The sequence below is a fragment of the Flavobacterium aquidurense genome (assembly GCF_031458035.1).
Classification (GTDB): Bacteria; Bacteroidota; Bacteroidia; order Flavobacteriales; family Flavobacteriaceae; genus Flavobacterium; species Flavobacterium aquidurense_C.
Genome location: NZ_JAVDXR010000012.1, coordinates 101,174 through 121,801 on the forward strand (window position 1 = coordinate 101,174; position 20,628 = coordinate 121,801).

General features: G+C 33.9%; 16 protein-coding genes. 10 read left to right on the forward strand and 6 right to left on the reverse strand.

The window, feature by feature from the left end; all coding sequences use genetic code 11:
- Positions 1-49: 49 nt before the first annotated feature.
- From J2X17_RS17135 to J2X17_RS17145, 3 genes are all read right to left on the reverse strand, one after another.
- Positions 50-406: a four helix bundle protein gene (locus J2X17_RS17135; RefSeq protein ID WP_310300745.1), complete on the reverse strand. Its 357-nt coding sequence runs from the start codon at positions 404-406 to the stop codon at positions 50-52.
- A gap of 63 nt (positions 407-469) precedes the next feature.
- Entirely contained in the window at positions 470-1,333 is an 864-nt protein-coding gene (locus J2X17_RS17140; RefSeq protein WP_310300748.1) for a DUF58 domain-containing protein, read from the reverse strand.
- A 79-nt stretch (positions 1,334-1,412) separates the two neighbouring features.
- On the reverse strand, positions 1,413-2,417 hold the full coding sequence (locus tag J2X17_RS17145) for an AAA family ATPase (RefSeq protein ID WP_310300750.1): 1,005 nt from the start codon (positions 2,415-2,417) through the stop codon (positions 1,413-1,415).
- 223 nt (positions 2,418-2,640) lie between these two features.
- Here J2X17_RS17145 and J2X17_RS17150 point away from each other — a divergent pair, with 223 nt between their 5' ends.
- Positions 2,641-3,516 (forward strand): aldo/keto reductase, encoded by an 876-nt coding sequence (locus J2X17_RS17150; RefSeq protein WP_310300754.1) that lies wholly within the window; start codon positions 2,641-2,643, stop codon positions 3,514-3,516.
- 16 nt (positions 3,517-3,532) lie between these two features.
- Complete coding sequence (locus J2X17_RS17155; RefSeq protein ID WP_310300756.1) at positions 3,533-4,042, forward strand: GNAT family N-acetyltransferase; 510 nt, start codon at positions 3,533-3,535, stop codon at positions 4,040-4,042.
- A gap of 114 nt (positions 4,043-4,156) precedes the next feature.
- Here the strand turns inward: J2X17_RS17155 and J2X17_RS17160 are convergent, their stop codons facing one another.
- Entirely contained in the window at positions 4,157-4,966 is an 810-nt protein-coding gene (locus tag J2X17_RS17160; RefSeq protein WP_310300760.1) for a DUF4382 domain-containing protein, read from the reverse strand.
- Positions 4,967-5,110: 144 nt separating this feature from the next.
- Here J2X17_RS17160 and J2X17_RS17165 point away from each other — a divergent pair, with 144 nt between their 5' ends.
- A complete protein-coding gene (locus J2X17_RS17165) occupies positions 5,111-5,863 on the forward strand; it encodes an SDR family NAD(P)-dependent oxidoreductase (RefSeq protein WP_310300763.1) in 753 nt (250 codons plus the stop codon).
- Between the two features lie 130 nt (positions 5,864-5,993).
- The gene (locus J2X17_RS17170; RefSeq protein WP_310300766.1) at positions 5,994-7,145 is read left to right on the forward strand and encodes an ATP-binding protein; all 1,152 of its coding nucleotides are present in this window, start codon (positions 5,994-5,996) and stop codon (positions 7,143-7,145) included.
- A gap of 110 nt (positions 7,146-7,255) precedes the next feature.
- Here J2X17_RS17170 and J2X17_RS17175 read toward each other — a convergent pair whose 3' ends face one another.
- Positions 7,256-7,999 carry a DUF3298 and DUF4163 domain-containing protein gene (locus tag J2X17_RS17175; protein ID WP_310300770.1) on the reverse strand — a complete coding sequence of 248 codons (744 nt, stop codon included), beginning with the start codon at positions 7,997-7,999 and terminating at the stop codon, positions 7,256-7,258.
- Positions 8,000-8,193: 194 nt separating this feature from the next.
- On the opposite strand from J2X17_RS17175, the gene J2X17_RS17180 reads away from it, so the two are divergent.
- Complete coding sequence (locus tag J2X17_RS17180) at positions 8,194-9,336, forward strand: cystathionine gamma-synthase (protein ID WP_310300773.1); 1,143 nt, start codon at positions 8,194-8,196, stop codon at positions 9,334-9,336.
- Positions 9,337-9,420: 84 nt separating this feature from the next.
- Here J2X17_RS17180 and J2X17_RS17185 read toward each other — a convergent pair whose 3' ends face one another.
- The gene (locus tag J2X17_RS17185; RefSeq protein WP_310300775.1) at positions 9,421-10,212 is read right to left on the reverse strand and encodes a THC0290_0291 family protein; all 792 of its coding nucleotides are present in this window, start codon (positions 10,210-10,212) and stop codon (positions 9,421-9,423) included.
- A 323-nt stretch (positions 10,213-10,535) separates the two neighbouring features.
- On the opposite strand from J2X17_RS17185, the gene gdhA reads away from it, so the two are divergent.
- From gdhA to ileS, 5 genes are all read left to right on the forward strand, one after another.
- Positions 10,536-11,879: an NADP-specific glutamate dehydrogenase gene (gene gdhA, locus J2X17_RS17190; protein ID WP_310300776.1), complete on the forward strand. Its 1,344-nt coding sequence runs from the start codon at positions 10,536-10,538 to the stop codon at positions 11,877-11,879.
- A gap of 308 nt (positions 11,880-12,187) precedes the next feature.
- Positions 12,188-14,470, forward strand: coding sequence for a type IX secretion system anionic LPS delivery protein PorZ (porZ, locus tag J2X17_RS17195; protein WP_310300779.1), 2,283 nt, complete (start codon positions 12,188-12,190; stop codon positions 14,468-14,470).
- A 136-nt stretch (positions 14,471-14,606) separates the two neighbouring features.
- A complete protein-coding gene (gene recO / locus J2X17_RS17200) occupies positions 14,607-15,320 on the forward strand; it encodes a DNA repair protein RecO (RefSeq protein ID WP_310300782.1) in 714 nt (237 codons plus the stop codon).
- A 45-nt stretch (positions 15,321-15,365) separates the two neighbouring features.
- A complete protein-coding gene (locus J2X17_RS17205; protein ID WP_310300785.1) occupies positions 15,366-16,952 on the forward strand; it encodes a hypothetical protein in 1,587 nt (528 codons plus the stop codon).
- A gap of 269 nt (positions 16,953-17,221) precedes the next feature.
- Positions 17,222-20,623 (forward strand): isoleucine--tRNA ligase, encoded by a 3,402-nt coding sequence (gene ileS, locus J2X17_RS17210; protein WP_310300787.1) that lies wholly within the window; start codon positions 17,222-17,224, stop codon positions 20,621-20,623.
- Positions 20,624-20,628: the final 5 nt, after the last annotated feature.

Sequence of the window (20,628 nt, forward strand, 5' to 3'; positions counted from 1 at the left end):
TTGATTTCAGATTTATTACGAAACGAAAATTATAATCTTTCATTTTTATTTATGAATTATTTTTTGATGTTTTTATACTTGAAACAAAAATTGATATTAATTCATTGACTTCTATTTTTGCTTTTAATAGATTTTCTGAATCTGTTGATAAATTTGCTTTTTCAATTATCTTTAAGCAAACAAAAGTTTCTCTTAACTCTTTTAAACATATCCCCATTTTATGAATAAAATCTTTTTTACTTTCGGCACTTTGTGCTTCCCCATAGTTTAAAGCAGGCGATGTGCTTGATCTTGTTATTTGGCCTAATAAGTGATTTCCAGCGTAATTTTTTTCAAATTTAATAGTTAGTTTTATTATGCTTGCGGCAAAATCAATCAATCTATTTTCTAATTCTTGTTTATTCATTTCCTAAATTTAATTATCACGCCCATCATAAATCAAAAATCGTTAATCTTAATTCTTAAATCACTATCTAGATTTGAAATAACCCAATAATTTTGTCACGTAATTTTCGTCGACTCTTGTGTTTACAACACCAGCTCCTGATTTACTGAAAATATCTTTGAAATAATTGACTCTGTCGTGATAATGTTTTTCGTAATTCATTCGCACCGATTTGGAGCCTGTATCGACCAATTGAATATTTCCGGTTTCAGCGTCCAACATACTTACCATTCCTAAATTCGGGATTTTTTCTTCGCGGATATCATAGACACGAACACCTGTGATGTCGTGTTTTTTCGAAGCTATTTTTAAAGTCTGCTCGTAATTTTCAGACATAAAATCGGAAATCACAAAAACGATCGCTTTCTTTTTTTGTGTTCCTGATAAAAACTTCAAAGCTTGTGAAATATCCGTTTTGTTGCTTTTTGGTTCAAATTCGATTAATTCACGAATGATTCTCAATACGTGCGAACGGCCTTTTTTTGGTGGAATATAAAGTTCGACATTATCAGAAAATAATATTAATCCAATTTTGTCATTGTTTTGTGTAGCCGAAAAAGCCATCGTTGCCGCAATTTCGGTGACGATGTCTTTTTTAAACTGACTTTTTGAACCAAAACCTTCTGAACCCGAAATATCAACCATTAAAACCATGGTCAATTCGCGTTCTTCTTCAAAAACTTTTACGTGGGCTTCGTTATAGCGTGCGGTTACATTCCAATCGATGTTACGAATATCATCGCCATATTGGTATTGACGCACTTCGCTAAAAGTCATCCCGCGTCCTTTAAATGAAGAATGGTACTCTCCCGAAAAGATATGATTGCTCAGTCTTTTGGTTTTGATTTCTATTTTCCGTACTTTTTTTAAAAGCTCTTTTGTATCCATTTGTGATTTGGTTTATGGTTTATGGTTGTTGGTTGATGGCGTATGTACCATCAACAAAAAACTATCAACCATCAACTTTTTAAGGTACTTCAATCTCGTTTACGATTTTGTTGATAATGTCTACAGAAGTAATGTTTTCGGCTTCAGCCTCATACGTTAATCCAACTCTGTGACGTAAAACATCATGTACAACTGCACGAACGTCTTCTGGAATTACATAACCACGACGTTTGATGAAAGCGTAACATTTTGCCGCATTGGCTAAATTGATACTTCCACGTGGCGATGCTCCAAAACTGATAAGAGGTTTTAAATCGGCAAGTTTGTACTTCTCTGGATAACGAGTAGCAAAGATGATATCTAGGATATATTTTTCGATTTTTTCGTCCATGTAAACTTCACGAACCGCTTCCTGCGCACGCAAAATTTGTTCTACAGAAACTACAGGATTTACTTTTTCGTAACTTCCTTTTAAGTTTTGACGAATTACAAAACGTTCTTCATCAATTTTTGGGTAATCAATTACCGTTTTCAACATAAAACGATCGACCTGAGCTTCAGGAAGCTGGTATGTTCCTTCTTGCTCTACCGGGTTTTGAGTTGCCAGTACTAAAAACGGACGATCCAATTTGAAAGTCGTGTCGCCAATAGTGACTTGTTTTTCCTGCATCGCCTCTAAAAGTGCTGACTGAACTTTGGCAGGAGCACGGTTAATCTCATCGGCAAGTACGAAATTGGCAAAAATTGGCCCTTTTTTAATAGAGAATTCATTTGCCTTTATGTTATAAATCATCGTTCCGACAACATCGGCAGGCAATAAATCCGGAGTAAACTGGATACGGCTGAAAGAACCCTGCACCGCTTGCGACAAAGTATTTATCGCTAAAGTTTTGGCTAATCCCGGAACTCCTTCAAGTAAAATATGCCCTTGTCCTAAAAGCCCGATTAATAAACGCTCGACCATATGTTTCTGGCCCACAATAACTTTGTTCATTTCCATTGTAAGAAGGTCTATAAAAGCACTTTCTCTCTCAATTTTTTCATTTATCGCTCTAATGTCTAAAGTCGTTGTATTTTCTTCCATATAAATATTTTTAAAACCTTTTTAAAACGTTGATTTTTATGCCTAACTTTTGAGAGTGCAAATTGAATATTTTTTGAGAAGTAAGATGTTAAAGAATGGTTAAAACTTCGACCAATGCACTAATTTTAAGGACGAATTGTGAATCTATTTTTATATTTTTAAGAACTTTGATGATTATGCTTTACAAAAGCATATTTATTACCAAAAATAACGCAATAAAACCATGAGCAAAACAACGTTATCGCCCATAATTTCGGGCACTATGAATTGGGGAGTTTGGGATAAAAACCTTACAACTAAAGAAATGGAAAACATGATACAAATCTGTATCGAAAACAAAATTACCACTTTTGATCACGCCGATATTTACGGATCATATACCACAGAAGAAGATTTTGGAAAAGCTTTCCAGGCAAGTAAAATTTCAAGAGAAAAATTACAGTTAATTACAAAATGCGGCATTCAGATGATTGCTGAAAAACGCCCGGATAACAAAATTAAACATTACGAATATTCGAAGGAATATATTATCTGGTCTGCTGAAGAATCTTTGAAGAAATTAAAAACTGACTTTATTGATGTTTTTTTACTGCACAGACCAAGTCCGTTAATGCAGGCTGATGAAATTGCTGAAGCCGTTGAAAAATTAAAGTCAGAAGGAAAAATTATAGATTTCGGACTTTCGAATTTTACCAGTTCGCAAACTGAATTAATTCGCTCAAAAACAGAAGTAAGCTTTAATCAGGTACAATTTTCAGCGACACATTATGAAGCGATGACTGATGGGAGCCTGGATTATATGCAAATACATGGAATTCGACCATTGTCATGGAATCCGCTTGGGACTGTTTTTAGAGAAGATACGAAGAAGACACGCCGTTTGAAAAAGCTGCTTGCGGATTTGGTTCAGAAATACAGTTTTGGTTCAGATACCCTTTTACTGGCCTGGATTTTAAAACATCCTGCAGGTGTAATTCCAATTGCGGGCACAGTAAATATTGCCAGAATTCAGTCGTTGATGAAAGCGGCAGAATTAGAAATGGACAAAGAAGACTGGTTCGCCATCTGGACAGAAAGTATGGGCGACGATGTGCCGTAATAATACATTCTGATAAATGATACGCCTTGAAAAATTTGATAAAAAGTTCTATTCTGAATTGATTGATTCCATCAAAAATGCAAAAGATCTAATGCAATTTGGTGGACCGGAATTTACTTTTCCATTAACAGAAGAGCAAATTGATAAAACGCTTTCTGATCAAAACAGAATTGCTTTTAGAGTTGCCAATTCTTCTGATGGGAATACTATTGGACATTGTGAGATTTATTTCAAAGATGATTCTGCAAAATTAGGCCGAATCCTGATTATCGATAAAAATCAAAGAGGAAAAGGAATTGGTGAGCAAATGGTAATTTTATTACTGCAATATATTCTAGAAAATAGAAGAGAACGAAATATTGAATTGAATGTTTTCGATTTTAATATTGGTGCCATAAAGTGTTACGAAAAAGTTGGCTTCGTTATTAACCCAGATAAAAAATTGATAAGAGAAGTAGATGGCGAAACCTGGACAGCACTTAATATGGTATTGAATTTGGAAGAATGGGAAAATAAAAATTATTAGTTACAGATTAAAGGTTATTATTTTCTGTGGCAAAAAAATAAATAAAATAAAAATGAAAAAACAGCTATCCTAAAATGTAGGGATAGCTGTTTTTTTATGATTGAAAATCCTTAATTACTTTAAAATAAGAGTATTCATATTTGAGATTTGCCCATTAACGACCACTACATTAGGAACCACTAAAGGAGGTAATGTTGAACTTACATCCGGTGTAATTGTTACCGTATAAGTTCCGGCAGGAATTCCGTTTAGTTGAAAAACTCCCAACTCATTAGTATAAGCAGATACTGTTGCGTCTCCAACCTGAACTGTTACTAAAGATTGAAAAGTGAAAGGAGTTACAATTCCTTTTATTATTCCGGATGTTGCAGTAGTAGATACTCTGATAACCGGGTGCAAATTGAAGCCGCCGGAATTACCTGCTTCTACAACTACAGAATGTTCTACATCAAAATCTAGTAAAAAATCATAAGTAGCACCAGCTGTTAATGTTTGGTTAACTTTTAACTTCAAACCTGATTGTTGTGCACTTGGCGTTTTTAAAGGATATGTTTTGCCGTCTTTTACAACAGTATTGTGCTCGCCAAGAATTAATCTAATTTGACCCAAATATCCCGATGGAACTTCATTATCTGCTAAAAGAACATTTACACCACCAGTTAAATCAAGTAAATTGTATATTCCTGGTGTAATGTTTCCGATGCTAACCCATCCGTCCTCACCAGTTTCTGAAGTACTTTTAATTTTGACATCTACTACTTCGACATTTACTTCGTCATAATCGCCTGGTGCATCAGTCATTCTGACACTGACTTTTGAAGTTTGTGAACTATCATCGCTGTCACTATTACTACAGCTTGTTAAGAACAAGCATAACATTGAGGCTAGAAGAAATATTCTAAAATTGAGGCTTACTTTTTTCATAACTTACTTTTTTTTAAATTAGTAAATTAATAACGCAAAATAAAGCCTGTTTAGTGTAGTAATACAGTAATTTTGCATAATTAATTAATCAAATCTTAAGGATTAGACGGTTGGTTTGCGTTTTAAAATCAGGAAAATTAAATCATGAAAAAAGTAGTCTTAATAACTGGAGCCACTAGCGGAATTGGAAAAGCAACGGCGCAAATAATGGCAAAAAACGATTATAAAGTTATCCTTTGCGGAAGACGTAAAGAACGCTTGGCAGAACTCGAAAAAGAGCTTTCGGCTTTTACAGAAGTGCATTCACTTTCATTCGATGTTCGTAATAAAGAGGATGTTTTTTCAACTATCAATTCTTTGCCAACAGAATTTTCGCAAATTGACGTTTTAATAAATAATGCAGGAAATGCACACGGTCTGGATCCTATTCAAAATGGAGATATTGACGATTGGGATGCTATGATCGATATTAATGTGAAAGGACTTTTGTACGTTTCGAAAGCTATTATTCCACAGATGATTGAGAGAAAATCGGGACACATTATTAATATTGGTTCAATTGCCGGTAAAGAAGTTTACCCGAACGGGAATGTGTATTGCGCGTCAAAACACGCTGTTGATGCTATCAACAACGGAATGCGAATGGATTTGAATCCGTACGGAATTAGGGTTGGAGCAATTCACCCGGGAATGGTAGAAACGGAATTCAGCGAAGTTCGATTTAAAGGCGATGCCGACAGAGCTTCAAATGTGTATAAAGGTCTAGACGCATTGCAAGCTGAGGATATTGCTGATATCATTCATTTTGTGGTTTCAAGAAAATACCATGTAAATATCGCAGATTTAATTGTTTATCCGACAGCACAAGCTTCGGCAACGATCGTAAAAAGAGACTAGCTTAGATTTTTAGACTAACTTAGACTTCTTAGATTTTAAATTTTTGTAATCCAAAAATCTAAGGAGTCTAAAATCTAAAAGTCACAGTCTAAGAAATCTAAAAATCTAACATCTAAGAAGTCTAAAAACAATGATCAACAAACGTCTTTTAATAAAAAATCTGCTCGCTCATAATGATGAGAGCAGTTTTTATGACAAAAAAAGGCAGTTGAATTTGCATACACGCGAAGGAAAAGGAAAGTTCCTGAAACACATTTGCGCGTTATCAAATTCTAACCCAACCAATAATTCTTATATCGTGGTTGGTGTTGAAGATCAGGATAATGAAATTGTCGGGGATGATTTCTTCGATGATAGTAGAATTCAGAACCTGGTAAATGCGTTTTTAGAAAATCCACCTAAAATTCAGTATGAAAATGTGCCTTTTCCAAATCTTCCAAAAGATAAAGTAATCGGGTTGGTTACTATTAAACCCAAAAGCAAAATTTCGTATTTCAAAAAAGGCATTCATACGATTGTAGCGAATAGTGTTTTCATTAGGCGCGGCAGTAATTCGGTTCCGATTGAAGGTGAAGTCGAGAAGAATTATCAGAACACTGAAACGGTTATTGGCATCGAAAATAGTTCCAGAAATAGTATTCAGTACACTTTGGATGGTGTTATTGATTTTATGAATTTCAGGCATAAAGATATGTCGCCGAAATATCATGTTTTTAAAGAATTATTTGTGATTTGCTGGGCGGGAGTTCCTAAAAAATCCCGGGATAAAACCTTTCTTTCACGAGTTGATATAGAATTGATCAACGAGCAAATTAAACTTTTTTATTCGGCTCAGGATGTTGTCACGATTGTTTTTGATGATGACAGTTTCACGATTACCGAATATGTTCCGCTAGGGTTAAATGACAAAACGAGTTATTATCCTTTAGAAGAGCAAACTATTCGTTTTTTTGATAACGGTTATTACAAAATTGACCGCCAAATGCTTTTTCAGCCGCCGGAATTCAATCGAAAAATGCTGTATCATATTTATAATTCGAATATGGCATTACTTCAAAAAATACAAAAGGGATTTAGCCTCACCCAACGTGAGATGATTGATCTCGAAAATCTTCCTTCGACCTTTATGATTTGTTATTTAAATGGTTTTGATGAAGCCAAACAAAAACTAATAGATTCAAAATTGCTGTTGAAACCTTTTCCACAGGTGTATTTGTCTTTTAAAGAGGCTTTGAGGATTTTGAGGAAAATGAAATATGATTTTCAGGAAGGTGCAAAGTAACTAAGGTTCAAAGCGACAAAGGTTTTCCGTAGAGGCGCACAGCAGTGCGTCTAACTTATGGTTTTTCTGGAAATTTAGAAAATGCTTTGTGCAAATAATCTCTTTTTTTATCATTGATAAACTAAATATTTATTGATTTCATCATACGGGAAAATGATTTCTTTTGGACCATCAGCATAAGATGCGGCTTCATAGGAGTTGTAATATAAAAGCAAGCCTTCTTCTGTATAAAATATATTTTGAGGCAATTGAAATTTATCATTTTCAAACATGAGGCCTGTAGCATTTATATTTGATTTTGCAGGGATTTTATATTTTTCCCGAAATGCTTTTTCGGCGAAAGCCTTAAACTCTTTTTCGTTTTTAAAAATCTGGCCTGAAAAAATGGTTTTTCCTGTTTTAGCATTAAACAATAGAGAACGAAAACCCTGGTAACCATGCGCACCGCCAGTAAAAGTGTAATGATCAATTTTGATATTTATAATTTGATCTGATCTAAATTCGACATTCCCCTTAATTTTACCTTCCCATCCATATGTTTCTTGTGGAAATTTTTTGTGCATTTCTTCATATGAAGCGATAAACGAAGTTGCCAGCATATTGTAATCGTTAGATTTTAGAGGCTTTTCTCCGAAGTAAACAATTTCTTTTATTACAGAAAAGATTTTCTTGTTGATACTGTCTGCGACAATTGGAATATTTTTAGCAACCGGAATGTCAATTCTAATTTGAGGACAATCCGTTTTGCAGGGAATCTTAGATTTTTTTTCGAATGTTTCATTTTCAAATGAAAGCTCTTTGCTACAACTAATAAATATTAAAAACAAAAAGACTAAAAAAGTATAATGTTTCATATATGTAAGGTTATTTGTTAGGTCATATATGGTATCGCATTTTAATTATAGGTTTTTGCTTTACAAAGCTTTAGTTAGTGCGATTTCATATCAAAAAGTGTTAATTATATATAAAGGTAAGAAGTTGTGTCCGTATTTGAATAAATTAAACGGTAAATTTGTACATTGTAATAGCGTTTAAAAATTGTAATTATATGAAATTCAATACTAAAGTAATACATGGTGGTCAACATCATGATCCAAGTACGGGAGCAGTTATGCCTCCGGTTTATCAAACTTCAACATATATTCAGACAAGTCCGGGGCAGCCTTTGGGAGATTATGAATATAGCAGAGCTGCAAATCCAACACGTACGGCCTTGGAAAATGCTTTGGCCAGTATTGAAAATGGTACTCGAGGACTGGCTTTTTCATCAGGATTAGCAGCTACAGATTGTATTTTGAGAGGTTTTAAAGCCGGTGATGAAGTCATCGCAATGGATGATTTATACGGTGGAACTTATAGAATGTTTTCCAGAATTTATAAAGATTCAGGAATTAAATTTCACTTTGTAGATATGACGGATATTGCAAAATTGAAATCATTAATCAATGAAAATACAAAATTGATTTGGGTAGAAACACCAACGAATCCATTAATGAAATTGGCTGATATTGCTGAAATTTCAAAAATAACGAAGGAACATAAAATTTGGCTTGCGGTAGATAATACTTTTGCAACACCATACTTGCAAAAACCACTTGATCTGGGAGCAGATATTGTAATGCATTCAGCAACAAAATATTTAGGCGGACATTCTGATGTTATTGCCGGAGCTTTAATTGTAAAAGATGAAGCTTTGGGAGATCAATTGCATTTTCAACAATTTGCAACGGGAGCAACATTAGGTCCAATGGATAGTTTCTTGGTTTTAAGGGGAATTAAAACACTTTCATTGCGAGTTCAGAGACATTGTGAAAACGGAGAAAAAGTAGTAGAATATTTAACGAAACATCCAAAAATAAAAACGGTTTATTATCCAGGATTAGCAAGTCACCCGTTTCATGAAATTGCTAAAAAACAAATGAAAGCTTTTGGAGGAATGGTTTCTTTTACTTTTGCGTCAGGCAAAAAAGAAGATTCAATTGCATTTTTAGAGAAATTAAAAGTATTCACTTTAGCAGAATCTTTAGGGGGAGTTGAATCTCTGGCGAATCATCCAGCGTTAATGACACACGCTTCTATTCCGGCGGATAAAAGAGCAGAGGTTGGTATTACTGATGATTTGGTCCGATTGAGCGTTGGTATTGAAGATGCCGAAGACTTGATTGCTGATATCGAACAGGCTTTAGCATAAAAAGATAAATTCCAAAATAAAAAAAATCCCAAATTCCAATTTTAATCATTTTGGAATTTGGGATTTTATATTTTGAGATTTTCCTTAATATTCTAAGTACATAATATAGCCAACATTAAACCATACCTGCCAGTCTTTAGCTTTGTTTTCTTTAAAAATCTTTTTATTCGGATTCAAACCATCAACCCAATCAGAACTAAAAGACTGAAAACGTCCTTCGAGCATCAGATCACTCATTGTTGTTAATTTGTAATGAACACCTAAACCTGCTGTTGCTGATAAAACGACACCAGTTTCATTTGAAAATCCATATTGACGACCATCTGAAGGAACCAAATATTTAGGATAAGTTGTTAACGGATTTCCTAAAGGTCCAAGACTTGAGCCTACTTTTGCTGAGTAATAACTAACCAGAAATCCTAAACTCATATAAGGACTAAAGCTTCCTGTGTTATTTTCAAATCTATGTATTGGAATAGGAGAAAATTCTAACTGGGCTCCAAGTCCAGCCACAGTTGTTTTTCCGGTCATTGCTTTTAGTTGCTTAGTTCCTAATTTATTTGGATTTCCCTGAACCCATTCTCCGAAATGTTCTAAATTGGTTTGACTAAGAGATACCTCTGACCTTACTTTAAAATGCTCGGTAAAAAAAGTTTCGTGATTATTAAGATTAGAAAAATTCATGAAGTGAACTAATCCTACTCCAAAGCCTGTATTCTTTACATTCGTTTCAGAATCATTCCTTTCCCCATAATCAGACTGAAAAGCTATGGGTCCTAATATTATTCCTACTTCTTGCGCAAATCTAAATTGTGCTGTAGCTTTTGTTGAGATTCCTATGAGGGCAAAGATGCTGAGTATTATAGGTTTAATCATGTTTTTGGCTTTCTAATCATGACAAATATATAAAATTCAGTAACGATTCAAAATAATATGTTTACTCTGTTAAAAAATAAGTAGCGAAACACTTAATTTGTTAACTTTAAGTAGGTTCTTTTGATGTAAATTAAGAAGTGTAAAATGCTATTTTCAGGAATGTTTGAAAAATACACAATTCATCAGTTATGGCTAAAAAAAATAACAATCGATTCGCATTTTGTTATATCTTTGTATGTCGAAACGAAAACGTTTTCTTAAATGTATTTTCTTATTTAATCGAACGAAAAATATAATAATTTACCTGAATAATTTATTTAAAAATGGAACATAAAATAAATGAATTTATGGCTCTTGTAGAGTCTAAAAATCCAAACGAGCCAGAGTTTCTTCAAGCCGTTAGAGAATTTGCAGAAACGGTAATTCCATTTATTGCAGAACGAAAAAAATATCATGGAAAAAATTTACTTCTTAGAATTGCTGAACCGGAACGTTCTATAATATTTAGAGTTCCTTGGGTTGATGATAAAGGAGAAATAATTGTAAACAGAGGTTTTAGAATTCAAATGAATTCAGCAATCGGACCTTATAAGGGTGGAATTAGGTTTCACCATTCAGTAAACTTATCCGTTTTAAAATTCCTGGCTTTTGAGCAGGTGTTTAAAAACAGTTTGACAACACTTCCAATGGGTGGTGGAAAAGGAGGTTCTGATTTTGATCCCGAAGGAAAATCCGATGGAGAGGTAATGCGTTTCTGTCAATCGTTTATGACGGAATTATGCCGTCATATTGGTCCTGATTTAGATGTGCCGGCTGGAGATATTGGTGTTGGTGCAAGAGAAATTGGATATTTATTTGGTCAATATAAAAGAATCAGAAATGAATTTACGGGTGTTTTAACCGGTAAAGGAATTGCTTATGGAGGTTCTTTAATCAGACCTGAAGCTACAGGATACGGAGTTGTTTATTTTACAGATCAAATGTTACGTACAATCGGACATGAGATTAAAGGTAAAAATGTTGCAATTTCAGGATTCGGAAATGTGGCTTGGGGAGTGGCGCTAAAAATAAATGAATTAGGCGGAAAAGTATTGACTATTTCCGGTCCTGATGGTTATATTTATGATGAAGAAGGAATTTTTGGAGAAAAAATAGATCACATGCTTGAAATGAGAGCTAGTGGAGATAATAGAGCAGAAAAATATTTGGAGAAATATCCAAATGCTGTTTTTCATAAAGGAAAAAGTCCATGGGAGGTAAAAGTTGATATTGCAATTCCATGTGCTACTCAAAATGAATTAAATGGTGAAGATGCTCAAAAACTAATTGATAATGGTGTTTTATGCGTTACTGAAGCTGCAAATATGCCATCTACATTAGATGCAATCAAATTGTTCTTAGATAACAAAGTATTATTTGCTCCAGGAAAAGCGGCGAACGCTGGTGGTGTTGCTGCATCTGGACTTGAAATGACACAAAATTCAATTCGTCTGAACTGGACAAGTGAAGAAGTTGATTTAAGATTGAAAGACATTATGGTTGGAATTCACAATCAATGTAAAAAATACGGGGTTGGTGAAGATGGATATGTAAACTACGTAAAAGGAGCGAACATTGCCGGATTTGTTAAAGTTGCCGATGCAATGCTTGCGCAGGGTGTAGTGTAATAATAAATCAAAAATTTAAGAAGTCTTCATCTGTCCTAAAAAGTAAGATGAAGACTTTTTGTTTTTCGCCACGAATTCACGGATTATTATTTTCTTAAAGATGAATAAAAATATTTGTGAATTCGTGGCGAATCTATAATAGAAAGAAAATGTTTTTTTGCCACAGATTACCACAGATTTTATGCCCAATTATGAAATAAATCTAAAATCAAAAATCGTTACTCCTCAATCTAAAATCTTTAATTTGTAAAAGAACAAAATTCAAATATTTTCGTTTGTAGTATATTTGTCTTTCTCAATCATCCATAATGAAGAAAAGGTTTCTCTATATTTTGTTTTTACTTGTAACGCAATTTAGTTTTGCCCAGAATAAATTGTCCTGGCAAGGTTATTTTTCGTTTAACGAAATCAAAGATATTTCAGAGTCTTCAACAACAGTTTACGCAGCTTCAGAAAATGCTTTGTTTTCTAAAAATGCCGGAACAAACGCTGTTAAAACAACTACTACAGTTGACGGACTTTCGGGACAGACTATTTCTGCTGTATATTATAGTGAAGCCTTTAAGAAAACGATCGTTGGATATGAAAACGGTTTGATGATCGTAATCAATGAAACTGATGGGAGTATGCTGAAAGTAGTCGATATCATCAACAAACAATTGGCGCCAAATCTAAAAAGAATAAATCATTTTATGGAGCATAACGGATTGGTTTATGTTTCATGTGATTTCGGAATTGTGCAATTCAATTTAACTACCTTGCAATTTGGTGATACTTATTTTATTGGTGACAACGGTGCAGAAATCAGCGTAAAACAAACTGCATTTTTCAATGGATTTATTTACGCGGCAACTTCAAGCGGAATTAGAAAAGCAGATAGTACGAGTCCAAATTTAAATGATTTTAGTCAATGGTCCGTTGTAAATTCTGGCGATTGGACAAGTGTTGAAACATTAGATACAGAGCTTATTGCAATTAATTCTGTAGGATATATTCATAGATTCAATTCGGCTATTTTCGTTGTTTTTTTTCAATTGCCTCAGCCTTCAGTAGACATGCGGGCAAGAAATCATAATTTGTTTATTACAATTCCTAATTCGGTTTATGTTTATAATAATCAAATGATTTTAAGTCGTCAGATTTCAAATACTCAGGTTCTGGATAATACAATTAATTTTACTTCTGCAACTGCTGTTGGTAATGTAGTTTACATTGGAACAAAAGAAAAAGGATTGTTTTCGTCTTCACTATCAAGTAATGGTGTTTTCGAAAACAATACGCCAACTGGCCCAGCCCGAAATAATATTTTTTCATTAGATGTAACGTCAAATGTGCTCTGGACAGTTTATGGTGATTATGATTTATTCTATAATCCTTATCCTTTAGATGGTTATGGTGTTAGTAAATATGATACCTCGGGCTGGTTAAACATTTCCTATGAAGATGTTTTTGATGCAAAATCGATGACGCGTATTATTGTAAATCCAAAAAACGAAAAACAAATTTATGCGAGTTCATTTTTCTCAGGTTTGTTGAAAATTGAAGAAGATGTTCCGAATTTTTTATACAATGAAAAAAATAGTGGCTTAGAATCGATTACAACGGAAGGACCAAATTATTTTGATGTCCGTATTAATGGAACTGCTTTTGATAAAACAGGAAATTTATGGATTACCAATAGTCGTATAAAAAACGGATTGAAAGTTTTGAAAACCAACGGACAGTGGGGAAGTTACGCAATGACTTCTATTTTAGATAATGCGGAAGCTTCGAGTTATGCGAATCTAGTTATTGATAGAAATAGCGTAAAATGGATTGCGACCAATCGGGACGGTGTTGTTGGTTTTGATGACACAACGAACAAGTTTAAGAAGATGACATTCGGAGCCGATACAGGAAATTTGCCAATTGCAGATGTAAGATCGATAGCAATCGACACTAAAAACCAACTTTGGATAGGAACTACAAAAGGATTGAGAGTTTTGTCTAATGTTAGTAGTTTTCAAAGTGATAATCAGTTAAAGGCAAATCCGATTATTATTACAGAAAATAATTTAGCTCAGGAATTGCTTTACGAGCAATTTATCACTTCAATTGTGGTGGACGGAGCTAATAATAAATGGATTGGAACCTCAGATTCAGGAGTTTTTATGGTATCTTCAAACGGTCAGGAAACTAAATATCATTTTACGATCAATAATTCACCATTGCCAAGTAACGCTATAAATGATATTAAAATAAATAGTGCTACTGGAGAAGTTTTCATTGCAACAAATAAAGGAATGATTTCTTTTAAAGGAACTTCGACAGCTGCTAATGAAGATTTAAATAATGTATATGTGTATCCAAACCCGGTGCGTCCAACTTATAGCGGAACCGTAAAAGTTGCCGGACTATTAGACAAAGCCAATATTAAAATTACAGATATTGAAGGTAATTTGGTTTACGAAACTACTTCTGAGGGCGGAACAATCGAATGGGATACAACTGCTTTTGGACGATATAAAGTAGCTTCAGGTGTCTATATGATCTTTATTTCTGCTCAGGATGGGGGAGAAACGAAGGTCAAAAAAGTTATGATAATTAGATAATTAGATAATTAGATAATTAGATAATTAGATAATTTGATAATTTGATAATTTGATAATTTGATAATTTGATAATTTTTTTACATTAACATCTAAGCAGTCTAACATCTAAGCAGTCTAAATATCTAATAATCCAGAAGTGTTAGTTAAAACCAAAGCAATAGTAATTTCGGCATTAAAATTTCAGGAAAAAAGCCTGATTGTAAAATGCTTCACGCTTTCAAACGGACTCAAGTCTTATTTTGTGCGTGATGCTTTTTCGAGCCGGAAAACGAGCCAAAAAATCGCTTATTTTCAGCCTTTTTCGATTTTAGAAATCGAAGCAGTTCATAAGAATAAAGGAACATTAGAAAATTTTAAAGAGATAAAAACCGCAGTTGCTTTTCAAACTATTCATACCGATGTTGTAAAAAGTACCATCGTAATGTTTCTTTCAGAAATGCTCCATTATTCGATTCAGGAAGAAGAAAAAAACGAATCGCTTTTTGTCTTTTTAGAAACCGCCTTAACCTGGCTGGATCATCATGATGAGGTTTCGAATTTTCATTTGATTTTACTTTTGGAAGCAACAAAATATTTAGGTTTTTATCCGGATATTTCCGAAAGTGATTTGCCTTATTTTGATATGATTGAAGGAGTTTTTGTTCATTTTCATGGAGTAAATTCCCTCACAGAACATGAAACAAATTTGTTTAAAATACTGATTGATCTGAGGTTTGAAAACAGTCAGAAAATATTTCATGTCTTAGAAAGACAAATACTGCTCAAGATTCTGATTGATTATTATAGCTTTCATTTGGACGGATTTAAAAAGCCAAAATCTTTAGAAATTTTGAAAGAAATTTTTTCATAAAGAGAAACTGAATTTCATATATTTGGACACCAAAACCAAATCTTTATGAAAAGAATAATTACTTTTTTACTGCTTACTTTAGTACTACCTGCTTTTTCCCAATCGGTTAATTTAGATAAATTTTATCTTAACCTGTCTTATGTGATTTTGCCGCCAAAACCAGTTGTCGACAAGACAAAAAGAACCTATACGGTAGTGTTGAATGCTGCGAAAGGTTTGAATTATGATGACGCCGAAGATGATATAGATAATATTATTAAAATAGATGGTTTTAGACCATTAGCGACAAAAGGATATTTAGCAATTGCAACTTATTTACAAAATCCTGAAATTGTTTCAAGTGAGGTTAAAACGATTGAAAACAAAGTTAAAAACTCAAAAGGAGTAGAGACAATAGAGCGAACTTATAAAGTTGTGGTTGCTTATAAAGGGGAAGGAAGAGTAGTAGTTACATGTGCTGAGGATCCTTCTTTAAATGATTCAGAGGAATTTAAGGAATCCTACACTAAAACGAGTCCTATTTTTTCAGAATACAAAGATGCTAACGATTATCTGTATAATTTTTCACGTATTATGCGCAACGATTATATTGGAGATTTCGCGAACAAGTTTGGTAATAAAGTTAATCGTAATTATGGCTTCAGAATATACAATACTACAGATAATTTGTGGATTTTAGCCTCTAAAAAGCACCCGGAATTTGACAGTAATAATAACGCTTTTGCTGAAACTAAAGGTATTTTTGATTTTATGAAATACAATGAACCTGTGGCTCCAATGCTTACAGAGTTGCAAACCACGATTAAGTATTTTGAAGAAATTGACAAAAAATTTACTTCAGTCGAAAAACCAGATAAGAAACTTAGGTATGGTGCTTACTACAATTTAGCTACAATTTATTATTATTTAGACATGCCTGACGAATCAGATATTTGGTGCGACAAATTAATTGCTAATGATTACGATGCCGGGGATGGGAAATATATAAAGAGAAGAAATGACGAATTAAGAAAATCGTTTGCAATTAATCAGGTTAACACCAGGCATATGGATGTTGCTGTGAAGGTTGAAAAACCAAAAACGGAAAAAATTAATTTCGATGCTGCTTATTCGCTCAAAAATGATCCGCAGTTTAGTGCAGTGACACTCGTTTTGTCGACGAATGAAACGATTACAGGCTATACAAAAAATACTGATATTGATAATTTAGATCAAAAAATCGCAATAAGCATTCCTGATGACAAAGGCGTGCATAATTATTCATTCAGAACTTATTTTGCAGATCAGGTTTCGAAAATGACTGTTAACGAAAGAGATTTTTTTACTGTAATTCCTTTTAAACTAGGAACACAATCGGGCGCAGAAGTTAGCGCTAAATTTGTGAGAGAAGTATTAAACGGAAAAACAGTTTCTATTTATCAATATTATACCGGTGAAGTTATTGTAAAAAAGAATAGTGCACCTCAGGGATATTCTACAAATTCAGTGGGTTGGCAAATGAATCCAAGAGGGAAATTTATAGAGCTGGCAGATTCTTGTCCGAAGTTAGCTGCAAGGGCGAATAATAAGGAGTTTCAAAACAATATAAATTCTTTAAGAACATTTGTTGAGGCTTTGGATATGTGTAATTAATTTTAATTGAAACTAATAAATTTAAAACTACAGTGTACTGCTGTAGTTTTTTTTTACCTTGTTTTTGATTTCGTTTTTATTTGAATGAAAATCAAAATAATCCAAATTCGGGTTCATTTTTTTGAAAGTTTTCTCTAAAATAGGGTAAAAGGTTAAAATTTCTTAAAAATTCTACGGAAAACTACCTGATTTTGCTCTTTTTTCTATCATCTTTTATCTATTTTCCTCAAAATTCCTTACTTTCGCACCTCGTTTAAGAAAAGGATAAAATGAGCACAAAATTTACTGAATACAAAGGACTTGACTTGCCAACAGTAGCGTCAGAAGTACTTGACTTTTGGAAGAAAGAAAATATATTTGAAAAGAGTGTAACTACTCGCGAAGGTGCAGAGCCTTACGTATTTTTTGAAGGTCCGCCTTCAGCAAACGGATTACCGGGAATTCACCACGTGATGGCGCGTGCAATTAAAGATATTTTTTGCAGATATAAAACTCAAAAAGGTTTTCAGGTAAAAAGAAAAGCCGGTTGGGATACGCACGGTTTGCCTGTAGAATTAGGTACTGAGAAAGAACTTGGAATTACAAAAGAAGATATTGGTAAAACAATTTCTATCGAAGAATATAACGAAGCGTGTAAAAAAACCGTAATGCGTTATACCGACGTATGGAATGATTTGACCGAAAAAATGGGATATTGGGTAGATATGGAAGATCCGTATGTGACTTATAAACCAAAATATATGGAGTCTGTTTGGTGGCTTTTGAAACAAATCTACGATAAAGGTTTGTTATATAAAGGATATACAATTCAGCCTTACTCTCCAAAAGCCGGAACAGGATTGTCTTCTCACGAAGTAAATCAACCGGGAGCTTACAGAGATGTTACAGATACTACGATCGTAGCGCAATTCAAAACTTTGCCGGAAACTTTGCCAAGCTTTTTAAAAGGTTTTGGAGATATTCACATCTTAGCATGGACGACAACGCCATGGACGTTACCTTCGAATACCGCTTTGACAGTTGGACCAAAAATCGATTATGTTTTAGTAAAAACTTTCAATCAATATACTTTTGAGCCAATCAATGTTGTTTTAGCTAAAAATTTAGTTGGAAAACAATTCGGAAAAGGATTTTTTGCAAGTGAAGATGATGCCGATTTCGAAAAAGTTAAAAATGGAGATAAACAGCTTCCGTACAAAATATTAGCAGAAGCTAAAGGCGCTGATTTAGTTGAAATCCGTTACGAGCAATTATTGCCATACGTATTGCCTTATCAAAATGCTGAAAATGCATTTAGAGTAATCGCCGGAGATTTTGTTACTACAGAAGATGGAACAGGAGTGGTGCATACGGCTCCGACTTTTGGTGCTGATGATGCTAAAGTTGCAAAAGAAGCAAAGCCGGAAATACCGCCAATGTTGGTTTTAGATGAAAATGGAACTGCAGTTCCGTTAGTAGATTTACAAGGAAAATTCACTTCACATTTAGGTGATTTGGCTGGTAAATATGTAAAAAACGAATATTATGATGCAGGTCAGGCGCCAGAGCGTTCTGTTGATGTTGAAATTGCTATTCGATTAAAAGAAGAAAATAAAGCCTTTAAGGTTGAAAAATACGTGCATAGTTATCCACACAGTTGGAGAACTGATGAGCCGTTATTATATTATCCACTAGACTCTTGGTTCATTAAAGTGACCGATGTAAAAGATAGAATGTTCGACCTGAACGAAACTATCAATTGGAAGCCTAAGTCTACTGGTGAAGGACGTTTTGGAAATTGGTTGAAAAATGCCAACGACTGGAACTTATCTCGTTCTAGATATTGGGGTATTCCGTTGCCAATTTGGAGAACAGAAGATAAAAAAGAAGAAGTTCTTATTGGTTCTGTTGAAGAATTGTACAATGCGATCGAAAAATCTATCGAAGCTGGTTTTCAAAAAGAAAATCCTTTCAAAGGTTTTGAAATCGGAAATATGTCTGAAACCAATTATGATTTAATCGATTTACATAAAAATGTAGTGGATCAAATTACTTTAGTTTCGGCTTCAGGCCAGCCAATGAAACGTGAGAGCGATTTAATTGATGTTTGGTTTGATTCAGGAGCAATGCCTTACGCCCAGTGGCATTATCCTTTTGAGAATAAAGATAAAATTGACGAGAATAAAGATTTTCCTGCGAATTTTATCGCCGAAGGTGTCGATCAGACTCGTGGTTGGTTTTATACTTTACATGCTATCGGAACTTTGGTTTTTGATAAAGTAGCGTATAAAAATGTAGTTTCGAACGGTTTAGTTTTGGATAAAAACGGACAAAAAATGTCGAAACGTTTAGGAAACGCGACAGATCCTTTTGAAACAATTGCAGAATATGGTCCTGATGCCACACGTTGGTACATGATTTCTAACGCAAATCCGTGGGACAACTTAAAATTTGATATTGAAGGAATTGCTGAGGTTCGCCGTAAATTCTTCGGAACTTTATACAACACTTACTCTTTCTTTTCGTTATATGCCAACATCGATGGGTTTAAATACGCTGAAGCGGAAATTCCGTTAAATGAAAGACCTGAAATCGATCAGTGGATTATCTCTGAATTACATTCTTTAATCAAATTTGTTGATGAGTGTTATGAAGATTATGAGCCTACGAAAGCAGCAAGAGCTATTTCTGACTTCGTTCAGGAAAACTTAAGTAACTGGTATGTTCGTTTATGTCGTCGTCGTTTCTGGAAAGGCGAATATGCTCATGATAAAATCGCGGCTTATCAAACGCTTTATACTTGTTTATTAACGATAAGCAAATTAAGCGCTCCGATCGCTCCATTTTTCATGGATAAATTGTACCGAGATTTAACGAGTTCTACAGGATCTGAGCAATATAGCAGTGTTCACTTGGCTGAGTTCCCAAAATTTGTCGAAAACTTTGTTAATAAAACGTTAGAGAGCAAAATGCAGAAGGCGCAAACCATCTCATCTTTGGTTTTATCGCTTCGTAAAAAGGAGATGATCAAGGTACGTCAACCTTTGCAAAAGGTAATGATTCCGGTACTTGACGAGAATCAGAGAGCTGAAATTGAAGCTATTTCTGAGCTTGTAAAAGCCGAAGTAAACGTTAAAGAAATTGTACTTTTGGATGATGATTCAGATATTTTGGTGAAACAAATTAAGCCTAATTTTAAGACTTTAGGGCCACGTTTTGGAAAAGATATGGGTCTGATTTCCAAAGAAATACAAGGATTTTCGGCAGATCAGATTAACCAGCTGGACAAGCAGGGAACGCTAGATATTGTTATTGCTGGAAATAATGTAACTTTATCATTAGAAGACGTCGAAATAACATCGCAGGATATTGAAGGTTGGCTGGTTGCAAATTCAAACGAAATTACGGTTGCGCTTGATATTACAATCTCTGAAGAATTGAAAAATGAAGGAATCGCAAGAGAGTTGGTAAACAGAATTCAAAATATCCGTAAAGATTCTGGATTTGAGGTTACCGATAAGATTAAGGTTCAATTAAAAAGAAATGGTCTTTTAGAAGAGGCAATTCTGAAAAATGAAGACTATATTAAGTCTGAGACATTAACAGAAAATTTGGTTTTTGTGGACGCTTTAGAAAACGGCACGGAAATTGAATTTGATGATATTAAAACAATGCTATTAATTTCCAAATAATATAA